This window comes from Streptomyces sp. B93 (assembly GCF_018070565.1).
GTDB lineage: Bacteria > Actinomycetota > Actinomycetes > Streptomycetales > Streptomycetaceae > Streptomyces.
Genome location: NZ_JAGPXL010000009.1, coordinates 77,987 through 93,301, shown reverse-complemented (window position 1 = coordinate 93,301; position 15,315 = coordinate 77,987). Strand labels below are relative to the sequence as shown.

Genomic DNA, 15,315 nt, shown 5'->3' with positions numbered 1-15,315 from the left:
CTCACCGCTGGCGGCGATCGATTCGCAGGGTGTCGATGCTGTTGGCGATCGTGGCGTCGCTGACCTGACCGTGGAACTGGAACGTGCCGCCGCTGCCGGAAACCGGTGTCACTGACGCGTCGCTCGGCTGCGCGGTGGAGGAGGGAGCAGCGGCCGGTGATGCGGCGTCCGTGACGTAGGGGCGTACGGCCGGCCCGGTCAGGCCCGGCACATGAATCCGGCAAGGCTGCTCGAAGCCGGGCTTGTCGCCGACGCGGGCAACCGCCTCAAGGAAGTGGTGTGGGCCCAGATCCTGCGAGCGGCCCGCGTGCACGGTGCGCTGGTAGACGATCTCGGAGAGCGCGGCAGCAAGGAAGCCGCCACTGTCCTTCGCGGCGGACAGTGCCTGGCGGTTCGCCTGGCTGTCGAGTAGCCGGGTGGTGTCATTGATGGCGTCACCGCGGTGGTCGGGCAGGGACAGCGGGCCGACGTGCACACTGGCCCGCAGCCGCAGGACGGGACTACTGGCCAGCCGCTGCCGCTCGTAGCGCAGCAGAGCCGCATCGAGCCGGCCGAGCAGCGGGTCCACGAGACGTGCCAGTACCGAGGGCGGGAACAGCAGGATCGCCCCGTCGCCACTGTCCTTGTAGCCGCCGGGGAGTTCCTGTGGGTCGGGTAGCTGACATTCGGCGAGCACAGTCGCCACGATGTCGTCCACGTCGCACCGGGCGGCGGCCATCTTCGCCTCGGGGATCTGGCTGTACTTCTCCATGTCGATCGCCACAAGGGCGAGTTCGGCGGGCACATCCAGGGGCTCTGCGTGCAGCGGCGCATCCATTGAGCACCGTCCTTTCAGCACAGGCGGTCAGGGAAGTGCCCATGCTGATCGGGCGGGACGGCCGCCGCTGCCCAGTAGTGGGCACGCCTGAAGTGCGGCCCGTCACGCCTGCGTACGCGCGTGCAACTGAATCGAATGGATGTCGCGAACGAGGAGCCCACCGCTGGAGGTGGTGCGGACCCAGTCCTGCTCACGCCAGGGCTTTAGCGCGTTGACCACCGCGTTGCGGGAAGCGCCAATCATCTGAGACAGCTCCGTCTGGGTCAGACGCACGGCAAGATCCGAAGCCGAAGCGGATGCGGCCTCGACCAGCCGCGACAGAGCCGATGCCAGACGCAGCGGCACAGACGCAGTGGCCAGTTCGAGCCGCACGGCCTCGGATTCCCTGACTCGGGCGATGGCATGGCGCAGGAGCGGGGCCAGCAGATCATGCTCCTCAACGAACGTGAGGAAAGCGGCAGCCGGGATGATGCGGATCTGACAGGACTCGGCGGCGATGACCGTGGCCGTGCGAGGCTGGGAGTCCAACACGGCCAGTTCACCGAGTAACTCACCGGCGCCGCGCACGGCAAGAAGCGTCCTTTCTCCGCAGACCCCGGCCAGGGTGATCAGCGTTGACCCGGACTCCAGCACGATCACGTGAGTTGCTGGATCTCCCTGCCGGAGCAGCACACTCCGAGCCGGCCTGACGCGCTGCGGTGCGAGCGCCTTCAGTCGTGCCCATAACTTGTCGCCGATCACCGTGGCATGCGGCTGATACACGCGTCCCCCTGCTATGCGGCCCAAACACACTTAGGTGATCGTCTCAACTAACCAGAATGTTGCTCAATAGGCACATTCCAGCCATCAGGAGTGCTGCTAGGGCAAAGTCGACGGCCAGGCGGGCCGCTCGCAGCTTCCTGTCCGCCAGCCAGGCCAGCACTTGTAGTCGGCGGCCCTCGACATGCCGTTCAAGCTCCCCGCGAGCAGTCGTACTCACACCGGCCCGGTCGTGTACGAGTGCCTCGCCCATCAATTCGGTATGCAGCCCCGCCCTTGGGACCACGGGCCGCAGCGCGAGCAGCGCAGCCCCTATCGCGGCCATCAGCAACAGACACATCAGGACAAGGGAAAACACCGCGATGGGGGGCATGCCGTGTGCACTCGACAGCACGGCAACCCCTGCAGCCAGCAGGCCACCGGCTATTCCGCACAACGCCGTTGCTTTTGTATCGGCCCTCTGCACCTCGACGAAGGCGCGTTCAGCGTGCCCTTTCAGCCGGTCCATCCCCGTCGGAATACTGCCTGGCTCGCGCATGTCGTCCCACACCCCTCCGCGGCCGTCGCCTGCTTGTCGTGGCAGTTGCCAGCCTGCTCTCAGCTGCCGAGGATTGATGCCAACCGCAGGGCATGAGGAGGGGTAGGTTCCTCACTCCATGGCCTTCCGTGGGGCGTAGTCACGGGGATGTGGGTCGACGTCGGCGGGGCGGCGCCAGCGCCTACAGCTGGCTGAGCCTCGTTGGGCGGAGGCCAGCTCATGCCTCGGCCGTGACGCTCGTTTGACGCTCCGGGCGTTCGTGGGGTCCTTCGGCGGGGCTACAAATGGCGGCTGACCTGCGAATACGTCAGGTCCTCCCCCTTCTGACGTCTTTCCGATGACGCATCATGTGGAGTGCGTGGCGATTCTGGAGCCTGCCGAGTAGGGTCTGTGACCTGCGGTTTTCCCTGCGTTGCTCAGGCGTGGGCGGGGGTGCCCGACCTGTTTCCAGCGTCGCTGACCTGCGACGTCGTGAGATGGCGGACGCGTTGCTTCCAACGGGAGGGTGTGCGGCAACCGTCCTGACGCTTGTCGTGTGCTGCTTGCCCGTGCCTGACATTTCACTGGTTCCCGTAGTCCTCCACGAGGGTGGCGATCAGCTCAAGCAGGGCTTCGGCCCGGTTGCGGTCCTCGCGTTGCTCGCGCAGGGCCTTCTCGGCGGCCTGGAGACGGGTCAGGGCGGCCGGTTCGCCGTCGATCAGGTCGTCGACCACCGGCGTGGTGATCAGGTCCAGGCACTCGGTGAGGAGCCGTCGGGTGGCGGGCGACGGCGGGTTGGTGTCGGGGTGGGCGTACGTGGCGGTCAGGTACCGCGTGGGATCGGTGAGGCTCCAGCCGACGACGGTGCCGTGCTGGAAGAGGAGGGCCACGTCGGGGGCGATGCCGATGCGGGCCTCCAGCGGTTCGTCGAGGACGTCGAGGTCGCGCAGACAGGTCAGCACGGCATCGTCGGGAGCGCGGCACAGCACCGTGCACATCTCATGCCGGAAGTCCTTGGCCTCGTCCATGCGGAGCCCGCCCGGGCGTACTGCGGGCGTGAGGGGAAGGCGGGCCGAGTCCTCGGCTGAGGCGGACTCTGCCGGGATCCGGAATTCGGCCCCCGCCAGCCGTCGGCCGCTCGGGGCGAAGCGGAAGACGTCAGGGAGGTCCCACAGCCTGTCCTGGCTGCCGAGCGTGGCCGTGAGGAACTTCTCCCGTTCCACCCTGTCCGCATAGGGGGAAACGATCAGGAAGGTACCGAGGAGGCGGGGCACGAGGTCGAGCGGTTCGCCCGTCACCGTCGCGGACCAGCCGCCGTCGGACCTCAGTTTCTTCGTCATCGCTGAACCCGCCGTCCTGTGCCTTCTCGACGAGGCCGTCCTCGATCTTGTTGATCCGCCTCTGGGCCCGCTCCTCCTTCGTGTACTTGGGCATGAGGCCCAGAGGTCGTACTCGCTGGACGCATTGTCCACGCAGGCGACGGGGCTCGGCGCGGGAGCGATGCCGAGGGGGTCGGGGGTGGCGTCTGTGGCGCGAGTCCCGAGGCTGTGGGACGAGGGCGGCGAGGGTGTTCTCGTCGCCTCCGGGGTGGTGTCGCTGACGAAGTCCCCGATGCCCACAACTGCTCACCCTCCCCGTGGGCGCGTTTCCGGAGACGGGCCGAAGGTGTCGGCCAGGGCCTGGGTTCATTCGTCGTCGGAGATGCCGAGTGCGTTGTGCGGCAGGTCCGCCCGGCTGCCGCCCTGCCCTTCGGTCATGAGGGTGCGGCCGGTGTCCTTTCACGTCTGCTCGATGTCGCCGCCCGACTGCTCGAACGACTCCCGGCTTCAGCCGACGTTTGAGGTGGTCGGGGTCGCCGCCCGTCACCGAACCGGTCGCGCCGCCCAGGTCCCCGAGTTGGTCGGGCCTGAGGTCCACCCCGTTCTCACCCACGACCGGTCAGGCGCACCTCCGCGGGGCTGTCCGGGTGCGGGCCGGAAACCGAGCAGGCCGCTCACCTCCAGGGAGAGCGGGAGGCGGGTGTCGTAGTCGGCTGGAGGGATACGGAAACCGCGCCGCTGGACGGCGGTCAGAAACTCCAGGGGGAGGTCAATACGGTAGTGCTCGACGTATTTCACAAGGTCCACGCCAGACGAACTCGCCGTCGGTGAGCACGGATGAGCCGACCGGCACGCGGAACGCCCCGTTGATGACGTCGGACGTGAGTTCGGTGACGTCGAGGATGGGGTAACCGGAGGTGAGGTAACCCAGTAGTTCCGTGACCGGATACTTTCCGGTACCCGAGTCGGGGGCAGGAACGGGTCCGCCCCAAGCCGGATCGTATTTCGTGTCCATTTCCTGGTAGAAACCGATCAGCCGCACGTCAGCCTCCGATGATGGGAAGAAAGTTTCACCAGTATCCGCCCTTGTCGATCTGTGGGACCTGGTGCCCACTCGGTCGGTGAGAGCCCTTCCGGTGACGCCCATCTCGTTGACTATTTGCTGGGCGATTCCTGAGGTGTCCGCTCCGGAATGGCACACCATGAGTCGTCGGAGAGGACGGACCGAGCGTGAGAGGCTGCCCGGCCGAGGGGGTCGGGGGTGAGATAGCGAGCTGTCTCGGGGTCGTAGTAACTGGCCGGGGAAGCGCAGCGGGGTGTGAGCGGTGCTGGTGCGGGTCCAGGCGGTGGTGCCCCAGAGGGTGGCCCGTGAGCGCCAGGCGATCTCACCGTGTTCGTCGATCAGTTCTGTCGGAGTACCGACGAGGTCGGTGACGATGGCGAAGAACCGGCGGTCTATGGCCTTCTGCCGCGCATCCGCGGTGAGGATGCGTTCGGTCTGCGCGAGGAGGCCTGAGCGCCGGTGATTCCAGGTCAGGGTGACGGGGCGGGACCAGTCCTCGGCCACCGTCGTCTGCTCACAGAGGGCGGGGTCGTCCCAGGTGAAGCGGACTTCCTCGACCACGCTCTCGCCGTCGGCCGCCAGACGCTGCTTCGCGGCGCGGCGGCCCAGGGGGTCGTAGCGGTGCCTCCACCGGTTTCCGTCGGGGGCGGTGACTGAGGTGAGGCGGTTCTGCGTGTCCCATTCGTGGTGCCAGGTGTCGGGTTTACGGGAGAGGCGCGTTTTCTGGCGGAGGGTGACGCGGCCGAGGGCGTGGTGGGGTGGGGTCGTCGGTGTTGGCGGCCGGGTCGAGGCGCGGCCCAGAGCCGGTGCTGGCTACCGAGCGTGGCCACCAGGAACCGCTCGGGGCCGTGCCGTACCACCGGCTTCATTGGAACATTACGCGGTCACGTACCGACAGAATGGGGGTCAGCTGGATCTCCATTGTTCCCGTGCACTCGCCCATGTTGAAGTCGATCGAGATGTGCTTGGATGATGACCCCGAAGTGAAGGAAAGGCGTGTTGCGCTTTCGCGGAAGCAGTCCAGGACCTCAGTTCCCTGATGGTCGGTCCAGCGGATTCTGACTGACCGTGCCAGCGAGTCGTACGAGAAAATCAGCGATTGCCCGGAGAGATCTCGCAGGTTGAGAACGCGTGCGCCGCTCTCGTCCGAGTCCGGCCATTCGCCGGTGGCCTCGTAGACCTCTTCGTCGTCGGGAGTGAGGAACTCTCGGTACACGTCCACCTTCACTTTCCACTGTACGGCGGCCAGTGGTCCAGGCTGCCGTGGATGCTCACATTCGGGCCGCTGCCACGGAAGATGACCGTGGAGAGTCTATGTCCGCCGTCCGGCAGGATCTGCCATGTGCTCTCCACACCCAGTGCCCCGTGCGGGCCGTAAAGGACAGACTCCGTCACGCCGAACTCGCCGCTTCCGCCGGGCCACTCTTTGGTGAAGGTGCGCTCGAACGGCTGTCGAGCGGCTTGGGTGAGATGATCGGTGACGTACTGCCGCATCTCCGGGGTGTCCGGTATGCCGATCCGGTGCAGCTGCAGTTCGTTCTGAAGTGCTCTCGGCGAGTTGTGGGAATCCGGTTTGATGTCCTTGTTGAAGAGGTAGTCCAGCTTTCGGGGGTCGACCTCCGTGCTTCCTCCCTTCTCCTGGTACGGAGAAAGGCCCATCGGGTCCGCCCAGGTGTGCGGATTATGGACGTAGGCGGCCGGATTGGGTGCGGGAGCAAGACCGAGGGGATCTGGGGTGAGATAGCGGGCCGTGGCGGGGTCGTAGTGCCGGAACACGTTGTAGTGAAGGCCGGTTTCGGGGTCGTGATACTGGCCGGGAAAGCGGAGAGGCGTGTATGTGGTGCTGCTCCGGTTCCAGGCGGTGGTGCCCCAGAGGGTGGACCGGGTGCGCCAGGCGATGTCCCCGTTCTCGGCGACCAGTTCGGTGGGGGTGCCGACGAGGTCCGTGACGATGGCGAAGAAGCGGCGGTCGATCTCCCGCTGACCCGCGTCGCGGGTGAGGACGCGTTCAGTCTGGGCGAGAGGGGTCGAGCCGCGATGGTCCCAGGTGAGTGCGACGGTGTGAGGCAGGCCATCGGAGACGGTCGTCTGTTCGCACAGGACCATCCCATCCCAGGTGAAACAGGTCTCCTCCACGACGGTCGCGCCGTCGTCCGCGAGACGCTGCTTGGCGACGCGCCGACCCAGAGGGTCGTAGCGGTAGTTCCAGAGGGTGCCGTCCGGGGTGATGACAGAGGTGAGGCGGCTTTCGGTGTCCCATGTGTAACGCCAGGTCCGCGGCTTGCGGGACAGGCGGGTCTGCCGCTTGAGGAGCACGCGCCCTAGGCGGTCGTGAGCGAAGCGGCTGTCGCCGGCGCGGGTGATCGCGGTGCCGGTGTACGTGCGAGGGCCGGTCGTTTCGTGACCTGGATGGGATGAGGGCCAGGAGGCTTCCGTCTGATTGCCGACGAGGTCGTAGGCGTAGCGTTCGGTCCACCCGTGGGCGCTGACGGCGATGACACGGCCGACGGTGTCCAGCTCGAATGACCTTGTGCCGGACAACCGATCGGTCACGGAAGTGAGGTGACCGTCGGCACGGTAGGTGTACGTGCGGCTGTTCAGGGACTGCCCGCCGGCCGTGAGGTACTGGGCGGAAAGCCTGCCGACGTCGTCCCTGACGGATGCCAGAGTCATCATGTCGCCGTAGGAGCGTGACACCTCCCGGTCTGCGGCGTCATGGGTGAAGCCGACCTGACGGCCGCTCGTGGCCATGAGGTCCAGTCGACCTACGACGTCATAGGCGTAAGTGGTGACATGCCCGGTCGGCGTCACACGCCGGGTCCGGCGGCCGAGCGCGTCGTACGCGTAGGTGATGGCACGGCCGTCGACGAGTTCGGTCTTGAGCAGGCCGCGCCGGTCGTACTGGCGGATCAGGTCGCCGTCCGGGCCGGAGGCCCTCAGGAGGCGTCCCGCCGCGTCGTAAACGTAGGTGGTGGTCCTGCCTCCGGCGTCCTTCCTGATCATTCGGCCGAGCTGATCGTGCTCCAGGGTGAGGAGGCCGCCGAGGGCGTCAGACCGGGATGTCAGTTGTCCCGCTGCGTCGAGACAGTAGCTGAGGGTTCGCCCGTCGAAGTCGGTTTCCGACACCAGGCGTCCAGCCGGGTCGTACTCGTAACTCCAGACGAGGCCCTGTGGATTGGTGACCTGAGTTAGGCGCAGGTGCTCGTCGTGCTCGAACTCGTAGCGTGCCCCGTCCGGTCCGGTGCGGGCGGCGAGCAGGTCGAAGTGGGTGTACTCGAAGCGGGTCACTCCGCCGACCGGGTCGGTGTGGGTGAGGCAGTTGCCCTCGCCGTCGTAGGTCCAGGACTCAGCGGCGCCGTCGGGGCCCGTGCGGTGGGCGAGTTGCCCGTCGGGGGTCCAGGTGAGGCGGGTGACCGCGCCCAGCGGGTCCATGATGCCGACGGGGCGGCCCAGGGCGTCGCGCTCCGTACGCGTGACGGCGCCCACCGGGTCGGTGACCTCCACGGGCAGTCCCGCCGCGTCGCACACCACGCGTGTCGTGGCCCCGAGGGCGTCGGTGACGGAGGTCGGACGGCCGTGCGCGTCGTACGTGTAGTGGGTGGTGTGACCGGCCGGGTCGGTGACCGTGGTGCGGTTGCCGCGCTCGTCGTAGGTGTAGGTCGTGCGGGCGCCGTCCGGTGCCACGACCTGCGTCGGCAGTCCGAACGGTCCGCGCTCGAGGCGTAGTTCGGTGCCGTCCGGGCGGGCCACGCGGAGCAGGCGGCCGCGGTCGTCGTAGGTGTGGGTGGTGGTGCGGCCGAGTGGGTCGGTGTGGGTGAGGAGGTTGCCGTGGGTGTCGTAGGTGAAGTGGGTGGTGTGGCCTAGGGGATCGGTGGTGGCGATGACGCGGCTGTGGTTGTCGATGAGGTGGTGGGTGGTGTGGCCGCCTGGGGTGGTGAGGGTGGTGGTGCGGTGGCCGGTGTCGGGGTGGGGGTCGGTGTAGGTGAGGGTGATCTGGATGTGGCCCGCTTCGCCGCCTTCGGCGATGACGCGGTCCTGGTCGTCGTAGGCGTAGTCGTAGCGGCTGTTGTTGGAGTCGGTCCAGGACGTGACGCGGTGGCGCTCGTCGTAGGTGAACCGGGTCGTGGCGCCGGAGGGTTTGGTGACCGTGGTGAGGTTGCCGTCCTCGTAGCCGTACGCCATCAGGGGGAGGTCGGTGCCGTCCTCGCCCGCGCCGGTCAGGGCGATGGCGGTGATCAGGCCGTCTGTGGTGGTGAGGCGTAGTTGTGTGCCCGCTGAGTGGGTCAGGGTCAGCGGGAGGCCATCGTCGGTGCGGTCGATGGTGATCGTGTGGCCGTTGCGGTCCGTGACGGTGGTCAGCCAGGCGGTGCCGTCCGCGCCCGGTTCGGTGCCGGGTGGGGGAGTGAAGTGGCGGGTCAGGCCGGTGTCTTCGTCGGTGAGGGTGTAGTCGCCGTCCGGGGTGCGGGACAGGCGGGTGCGGCTGTGGGTGGTGGGTGCGCCGGGAACTGGATGCGGATACGGGAGCAGCAGGCCGTCCGCCGTGACGTGGAGGACGCCGACGGGGTCGATGGTCAGGCGTTCGTCGGCGGTGGTCGTCCACGATGGGCCCATGAAGCGGCCTGCTGTGCAGCCGGATTCCGTGCGGCGGGTGAACGTCAGCGGGAGTATGCCGGGGATCGATACGTCCGTCTGGGGGAGGAACATGCGGCCCGTGGCGAGGTCGACGGGGTCGGTGCCGTCGGTGGTGCGGGTGGTGTCGGGGCGGTTGTGGGTGCCGTCGGGGGCGTCGTCGACGAGGCGGCGGACTCGTGCCGCGTCGGCTGCGTCGGCGGCGATGCGTACGCCCTTGACGGCGGCGCCGCCGCCACCCGTGGCCACCGTCAGCGCCACGTCCGGCAGCAGGCGGCCGAAGCCTTCCGCCGGGTCCTTCATGAAGTCGGTGACCATCTGGCGGCCGGTGCCGACGGGGTCGTTCGCGGCTACGACGAGTCCGGCGGCGAGGCTGTTGAGGCTGGTGGCGTACTCGGCGGGGTGGGTGAGGTTGTAGGGGTCCAGGGGGTTGATGCCGCGGACGAAGTTCAGCAGCCCGGCGGTGCCCTTGATGATGCCGCCGCCGACGTGGTCGCCGATGATCTGCGCTTCCCGCACGCCGTCGCGCAGCTGTTCGGCGTACGACGGTTTCGCGGGCGCCTTGTCCCGGGCCGCGCGCACCGCTGAACGTGCTGTCTCCGCCGCCGTGTTGCGCTGCTTGCGGGCCTCGGCGAGGATCTCCTGCGCTTCCTGCATCAGCGTCTTGCCGGGGTCGGTGAAGGTCGCGGCCGGGCGCGGGGGGAGGGTGGAGGGGTCCCGTTTGTCGGCGGGCTGGGCGTTGTAGCGGTCGACGGCGCTGTTGTAGTCGTCGACCTTCTTGCGGTGGGCGTCGGCGGCGTCCTCGGACGCTTTGACGCCCTCCTTCCACTTGTCGATCGCTGTCTGGGCCTGGCCTTGGGCCCAGGTGACGGTGGACGCGAACGCCTCCAGCGCGGCGGCGGCGTCCTCGCAGGCGTCCGCGCCGGTGAACCACTTGGGTGGCTGGGTACGGACCGCGGTGCGCAGGGCTTCCGCGGTCTCGCCCTTCAGGCGGGAGGAGTCCATGGCTTTCAGGCCCTCGCCCGCGCTGTCGAACGCGGACTGGAAGCCTCGGAGTTTCTCGGCGGTGGCGCGGATCTTCTCCGGGCTGCCGTAGACGAGCTTGGTCTTGTCCTCCGTCTGGCCGAGGTCCATCTCGTCGACCTCGGCGCCCATCCGGTTGGCGACCGAGCGGGACTGCTCGCGCACCCAGTCCGCGCCGGACTCCCAGCCGACGTCGTCGAGGCGGTCGGCGGTCCAGTTGCCGGCGTCCTCGACGCGGTTGCCGACCCATTCGACGCCGTCCTCGACCGCGTCCTCCACGACATCCGGGGTGATGTCGCTGATGAAGTCCCCCACGCCCACCGTCAGTCACCCTCCCGCTGAGACTGCTGAGACTGCTGGGCGCGTTCCTCCGGGGACGGGCCGAAGGTGTCGTCCAGGGCCTGGTTCCACTGCTCGTCGGAGATGCCGAGCGCGTCGTTGAGCAGATCCGCCTGCCTGCCCCCCTGGCCCTCCGTCAGGACCGTGCGGCCGGTGTCCTTCCACGTCTGCTCGATCTCCTCACCCGCCCGGTCCCACGACTCCCCGCTCCAGTCCGGGCTCAGGTAGTCCGGCGTGAAGACGTCTCCCCAGTCCTGCTGGGTGATCTCCTCCTCCGACGCGTGCGGGTTGCCGCCCATCACCGAGTTCACCCCGACCTTCAGGGCGCCCGCCACGTACTGGTCGTGCTCCCACTGCGTGCCCGCCGCCAGGCCCAGCCGGTTCGAGATCGCGCTCGCGTCGCCGACCAGGGCGCGCACGCCCCATTCCCAGCGCTCGCAGAAGTCCTCGAAGTCCACCGACAGACCGTGGTGTCCGGCCTCCATGCCTGTCATCGACAGTTCCGAGAAGCCCTTGCCCATCACCGAGCCGGTCGCCCCGCCCAGGTCCCCGAGCTGGTCGATGACCGCGCCCACGCCCTGCGTGAACTTCGCCACCGCCTCCCGGCCGACCTTGATGTCCACCCCGTCCTCACCCACGGGCGTCCACCGCCACCGCGTCCGGCACGATCCCCGCAACCGGCGGGAAGAACATCGACCCGTCCTCCGTGGCGATGTCCACCGCCAGGCCCGCGGGTTCGCCCAGGGACGGCACGATCTCGTCGACGATGCGGGCGCCCAGCAACGCCGCGTACTCCATTGGCTGGTCCCCGGGGCCGTGCCGGAGGGCGAAGCGGGCCAGTGCCGCCTCGTCGGTGAAGGCGCAGATCCAGCGCACGCCGCCCGAGTGCGCCGACCACAGGCCCCCACCGGCGACCGGCACCAGCAGCACCGCCCGCCTCATCTCACCGACCAGGGCACGCGGGTCGCCGACTCCCGCTCTGCGCTCGGCGATCCGCTCGGCCAGCACCGTCCCCGCCTGCTCCACGGCCACTCCCTCACCCTCGGTCACTGGTAGCACCGTAGATCAGACGCGCGGGAAGACGCCGTCGGTTCTCCGTATCCATGCGAGTGCTCGAAACTTTCGAAGGCTGATCACGCACTTGCGTTAAGTCTCTTGCTCGTCTCGCCCCATCACTCGCAATGGTTTGCGGAAGAGGTCATCTGACCTGCGGAGATATGCTCGCCGAGGGCTCGACCAGGACTGGATATGTTTCCGAAAGCCTGTCGAAAGTGTTGACAGGGGCATGGCTTCTGCGAAGCCTGTTCCATGCAAGGCCGTGGGCGGCAGAAGTCGCCCGACCCCCACCTGCCTTCATCGGGAGGACGCATGCGTCAGGACGGCACGCAGCAGGATCAGATGAAGCACAACCCCGCTCCCTTCAGCGGCCTGAGCCGGCGAGGGTTCCTCGGCGGTGCCGGGACCGTCGCGGTCGCCACCGCGTCCGGGCTGCTGCTGCCCGGCACCGCTCACGCCGCCACCACCATCACCACCAACCAGACCGGCTACGACGGCATGTACTACTCGTTCTGGACCGACGGCGGCGGCCGTGTGTCCATGACGCTCAACGGCGGCGGCAGCTACAGCACCCAGTGGACCAACTGCGGCAACTTCGTCGCGGGCAAGGGCTGGAACACCGGCGGGCGCCGGACGGTGCGCTACAACGGCTACTTCAACCCGTCGGGCAACGGCTACGGCTGCCTCTACGGCTGGACCTCGAACCCGCTGGTCGAGTACTACATCGTCGACAACTGGGGCAGCTACCGGCCCACCGGCGAGTACCGGGGCACCGTCTACAGCGACGGTGGCACGTACGACATCTACAAGACGACGCGGTACAACGCGCCGTCCGTCGAGGGCACCCGGACCTTCGACCAGTACTGGAGCGTCCGGCAGTCGAAGGTGACCAGTGGCTCCGGCACCATCACCTCCGGGAACCACTTCGACGCCTGGGCGCGCGCGGGTATGAACCTGGGCCAGTTCAGGTACTACATGATCATGGCCACCGAGGGTTTCCAGAGCAGCGGCAGCTCCAACATCTCGGTCAGCGGCTGATCCCTGTCCGTCGGACGACCGGCTGCGGGACCCGTCCTCTCGGCGGGTCCCGCAGCCGCTCGCGGAACCAACCAGCGGTTCACGAGGCGGCCTCGCGCAACGCGTCGGAGACCGACTTGACGCCGCCGTGCGCGGTCAGACCGCCGTCGACGGGGATCTCGGTGCCGGTGATGAACGACGACTCGTCCGACAGCAGGAACACGACCAGCGGGGCGACCTCGTCGGCCGTTCCGGTGCGCCCGAGCGGGGTCTCGCGGAGGTTGGCCTCGCGGAAGGCGGGCGCGGCGGAGGCGGTCATGTCCGTCTCGATGTAGCCGGGGTGGACCATGTTGACGCGGATGCCCCGGGGGCCGAGTTCCAGTGCCGCCGTCCTGGACAGGCCCCGCAGCCCCCATTTGCTGGTGGTGTACGCGACGGGGTAGTGGGCGGTGAGGGCCGCCGAGGAGCCGACGTTGACGATCGAGGCGCCGGGCGGCATGAGCGGGGTGAGGTGCTGGATGCCGAGGAGCGGGCCGGTGACGTTGACGGCGTGGACCCGGTCGAAGTCCTCGGTCCGTACGTCGCCCAGGCGGGCGCGCCAGGTGACGCCCGCGTTGTTGACCAGGCCGTGCACCTGCCCGTACGACTCCCTCAGCTCGGCGGCGAGGTCGGCCCACTCCTGTGCGCTGGTCACGTCGAGGCGGCGGCAGGCACCTTCCGGCCGTACGTCGGTGGCGATCACCCGGGCGCCCTCCCGGGTCAGCGCCTCCGCCTCCGCGGCGCCTTGGCCACGGTCCGCACCCGTGACCACGACGACCCTGCCGGGCAGTCTCCCGGGCCGTAGGCCGCTCATGGCCGCTCCCGGCGGCGGCCGACGGGCAGTGGCACCGGTGACGTGCCGGGCACGACCGTGTTGGACACGCTGCCGATCCCCTCCACGGTGAGGGTGACGGTGTCGCCGGGTCTCAGGGGCGGTGGGGTCCGTTCGCCGCGCAGGCCCCAGAGTTCGGCCAGGCAGCCGCCGTTGCCGCAGGTGCCGGAACCCAGGACGTCACCGGGCACGACCCGGGTGCCCCGGGAGGCGTAGGCGACCATCTCCTCGAACGTCCAGCTCATGTTGGACAGTTGGTCCCGGCCGACGACCTCGCCGTTGACCTCGGCGGTGACCGCGAGCCGCAGGAACCCCTCGGTGTCCCGGTACGGCTCCAGTTCGTCGGCGGTGACCAGGTATGGGCCGAGGGTGGTGGCCGTGTCCTTGCCCTTGCACGGGCCGAGACCGACCGTCATCTCGGCGGCCTGCAGGTCGCGCGCGGACCAGTCGTTGAGGACCGTGTAGCCGACGATGTGGTCGCGGGCCTGCCCGGGGCTGAGGTCGCGGCCCTCGCGGCCGATGACGGCGGCCACCTCGAGTTCGTAGTCCAGCACGTTCGAGCCTGGTGGGACGGGGACGTCGTCGTACGGGCCGTACATGGCGTGCGGGTTGCTGAAGTAGAAGGTCGGCGCGGCGTACCACTGCTCGGGCACGCCGACGGCGCCGCTCACCGAGCGCCGTACGCCCTTGACGTGCTCCTCGAAGGTGACGAAGTCCCGGACGGACACGGGCTGGAGCGGCGGCAGCAGCCGGACCTGTGTCAGGTGCGGGCCGGGCGGTACGTCGAGCGCCGCCGCGCCCGCGGTGAGCAGGCCGGGCAGACCGCCGCACTCCGCCAGCAGGGCGGTGAGCGAGGTGACGCCGGGCAGCGGCAGCAGGGTGCCGTCGGCCTCCACGACGGCCACGCGGCGGCGGTGATGGTGTTCGTAGGCGGCGAAACGCATGGTGCGGCTCCGGGCAGGCTGGGCGGGATCAGACCGGTGGGGCGACGAAGACGCCGGGGTCGGGGTCGTTGAAGGACTCCTTGGCGACGAGTTCGTTCATGGGGTTGGCCGTGCCCCACTGGTCGGTGACCTCGGGCTGTGAGAAGTCGTAGACGTGCGGGTGCCAGGTGTCCTCGTCGAGGAGTTCCAGCTCGGTGGTGTACTCGACGGTGTTGCCGTGCGGGTCGAGGAAGTAGGTGAAGGTGTTGTCGCCCGCCAGGTGGCGGCCCGGGCCCCAGATCTTCCGGAACCCGGCCCGCATGACCCGGCCCGAGCCGCGCATGTACTCGTCGATGCCGCGCATCTCGAAGGAGACGTGGTGCAGGGAGGTGTGCGGGCCCTTGGCCAGGGCCATCGAGTGGTGCTGGGTGGAGATCCGCATGAAGTGCATGACCTCGCCCATGTGCGGCGAGCTGAGCGTGTCGGAGAGCGCGAAGCCCAGGTGCTCCTCGTACCACCGCCGGGTGCGGTCCAGGTCGGGGGAGTTGAGGACCACGTGCGACAGCTTGACCGGGATCGACTCCTTCTCCTCGATCTTGCGGTGCCGCCTGACCTCGACGTCCGCGGAGACCTCGAGGGTGCGGCCGTCGACGTCGAAGAAGCGGAAGCCGTAGCCGCCGCCGGGTGTGTCGACCTTCCCCGGCTGGGAGATCAGCCGCACGCCGCCCGCGAGGAGCCGTTCGGCGAGGGTGTCGACGTCGGCCGCGCTCGCGGCGCCGTAGGAGACCAGGTCGAGGCGCTTCTCCTCGGCCCTGCGCAGCCGTACGACGTACTGCTCGGGGGAGCCCTCGGCGGCGAGGAAGGAGATGCCGGTGTCCTCGGCGACCTTGGTGAGGCCCCAGACGCCGGAGTAGAAGTCGAGCTGCTTGTCGTAGTCGGGCACGGCGAGGTCGACGTGCCGCAGATGGGTGAGCAGGCGCAT

Annotated in this window: 13 protein-coding genes and 1 pseudogene; 1 reads left to right on the top strand and 13 read right to left on the bottom strand. The window is 68.7% G+C overall.

The window, feature by feature from the left end; all coding sequences use genetic code 11:
• Window position 1: 1 nt before the first annotated feature.
• From KBY47_RS11525 to KBY47_RS11480, 10 genes and pseudogenes are all read right to left on the bottom strand, one after another.
• The gene (locus KBY47_RS11525; RefSeq protein ID WP_210920942.1) at window positions 2-817 is read right to left on the bottom strand and encodes a hypothetical protein; all 816 of its coding nucleotides are present in this window, start codon (window positions 815-817) and stop codon (window positions 2-4) included.
• A gap of 102 nt (window positions 818-919) precedes the next feature.
• On the bottom strand, window positions 920-1,489 hold the full coding sequence (locus KBY47_RS11520; protein WP_279635462.1) for a Crp/Fnr family transcriptional regulator: 570 nt from the start codon (window positions 1,487-1,489) through the stop codon (window positions 920-922).
• Between the two features lie 133 nt (window positions 1,490-1,622).
• Entirely contained in the window at window positions 1,623-2,114 is a 492-nt protein-coding gene (locus KBY47_RS11515; protein WP_210920941.1) for a hypothetical protein, read from the bottom strand.
• A 560-nt stretch (window positions 2,115-2,674) separates the two neighbouring features.
• The gene (locus KBY47_RS11510) at window positions 2,675-3,433 is read right to left on the bottom strand and encodes a hypothetical protein (RefSeq protein WP_210920940.1); all 759 of its coding nucleotides are present in this window, start codon (window positions 3,431-3,433) and stop codon (window positions 2,675-2,677) included.
• A gap of 748 nt (window positions 3,434-4,181) precedes the next feature.
• Window positions 4,182-4,454 (bottom strand): hypothetical protein, encoded by a 273-nt coding sequence (locus KBY47_RS11505; RefSeq protein WP_210920939.1) that lies wholly within the window; start codon window positions 4,452-4,454, stop codon window positions 4,182-4,184.
• A gap of 191 nt (window positions 4,455-4,645) precedes the next feature.
• Window positions 4,646-5,231 (bottom strand): annotated as a pseudogene (locus KBY47_RS11500) (RHS repeat domain-containing protein); the annotation flags it as partial.
• Between the two features lie 109 nt (window positions 5,232-5,340).
• Window positions 5,341-5,703 (bottom strand): hypothetical protein, encoded by a 363-nt coding sequence (locus KBY47_RS11495; RefSeq protein ID WP_247694538.1) that lies wholly within the window; start codon window positions 5,701-5,703, stop codon window positions 5,341-5,343.
• On the bottom strand, window positions 5,700-10,448 hold the full coding sequence (locus KBY47_RS11490; RefSeq protein ID WP_210920938.1) for a putative T7SS-secreted protein: 4,749 nt from the start codon (window positions 10,446-10,448) through the stop codon (window positions 5,700-5,702). Before KBY47_RS11490 ends, KBY47_RS11495 begins: the two co-directional genes overlap by 4 nt.
• A gap of 2 nt (window positions 10,449-10,450) precedes the next feature.
• Window positions 10,451-11,104: a hypothetical protein gene (locus KBY47_RS11485; protein WP_210920937.1), complete on the bottom strand. Its 654-nt coding sequence runs from the start codon at window positions 11,102-11,104 to the stop codon at window positions 10,451-10,453.
• On the bottom strand, window positions 11,097-11,492 hold the full coding sequence (locus KBY47_RS11480; protein ID WP_210921061.1) for an SseB family protein: 396 nt from the start codon (window positions 11,490-11,492) through the stop codon (window positions 11,097-11,099). Before KBY47_RS11480 ends, KBY47_RS11485 begins: the two co-directional genes overlap by 8 nt.
• A gap of 342 nt (window positions 11,493-11,834) precedes the next feature.
• On the opposite strand from KBY47_RS11480, the gene KBY47_RS11475 reads away from it, so the two are divergent.
• Window positions 11,835-12,560 carry a glycoside hydrolase family 11 protein gene (locus KBY47_RS11475; protein ID WP_210920936.1) on the top strand — a complete coding sequence of 242 codons (726 nt, stop codon included), beginning with the start codon at window positions 11,835-11,837 and terminating at the stop codon, window positions 12,558-12,560.
• A 79-nt stretch (window positions 12,561-12,639) separates the two neighbouring features.
• Here KBY47_RS11475 and KBY47_RS11470 read toward each other — a convergent pair whose 3' ends face one another.
• The 3 genes from KBY47_RS11470 to KBY47_RS11460 are packed head-to-tail and all read right to left on the bottom strand — an operon-like array spanning window position 12,640 to window position 15,315.
• Entirely contained in the window at window positions 12,640-13,392 is a 753-nt protein-coding gene (locus tag KBY47_RS11470; RefSeq protein WP_210920935.1) for an SDR family NAD(P)-dependent oxidoreductase, read from the bottom strand.
• Window positions 13,389-14,354, bottom strand: a complete 966-nt coding sequence (locus tag KBY47_RS11465; protein ID WP_210920934.1) for a fumarylacetoacetate hydrolase family protein — start codon at window positions 14,352-14,354, stop codon at window positions 13,389-13,391. The genes KBY47_RS11470 and KBY47_RS11465 overlap by 4 nt, the downstream gene beginning before the upstream one ends.
• A gap of 28 nt (window positions 14,355-14,382) precedes the next feature.
• Entirely contained in the window at window positions 14,383-15,315 is a 933-nt protein-coding gene (locus KBY47_RS11460) for a VOC family protein (protein ID WP_210920933.1), read from the bottom strand.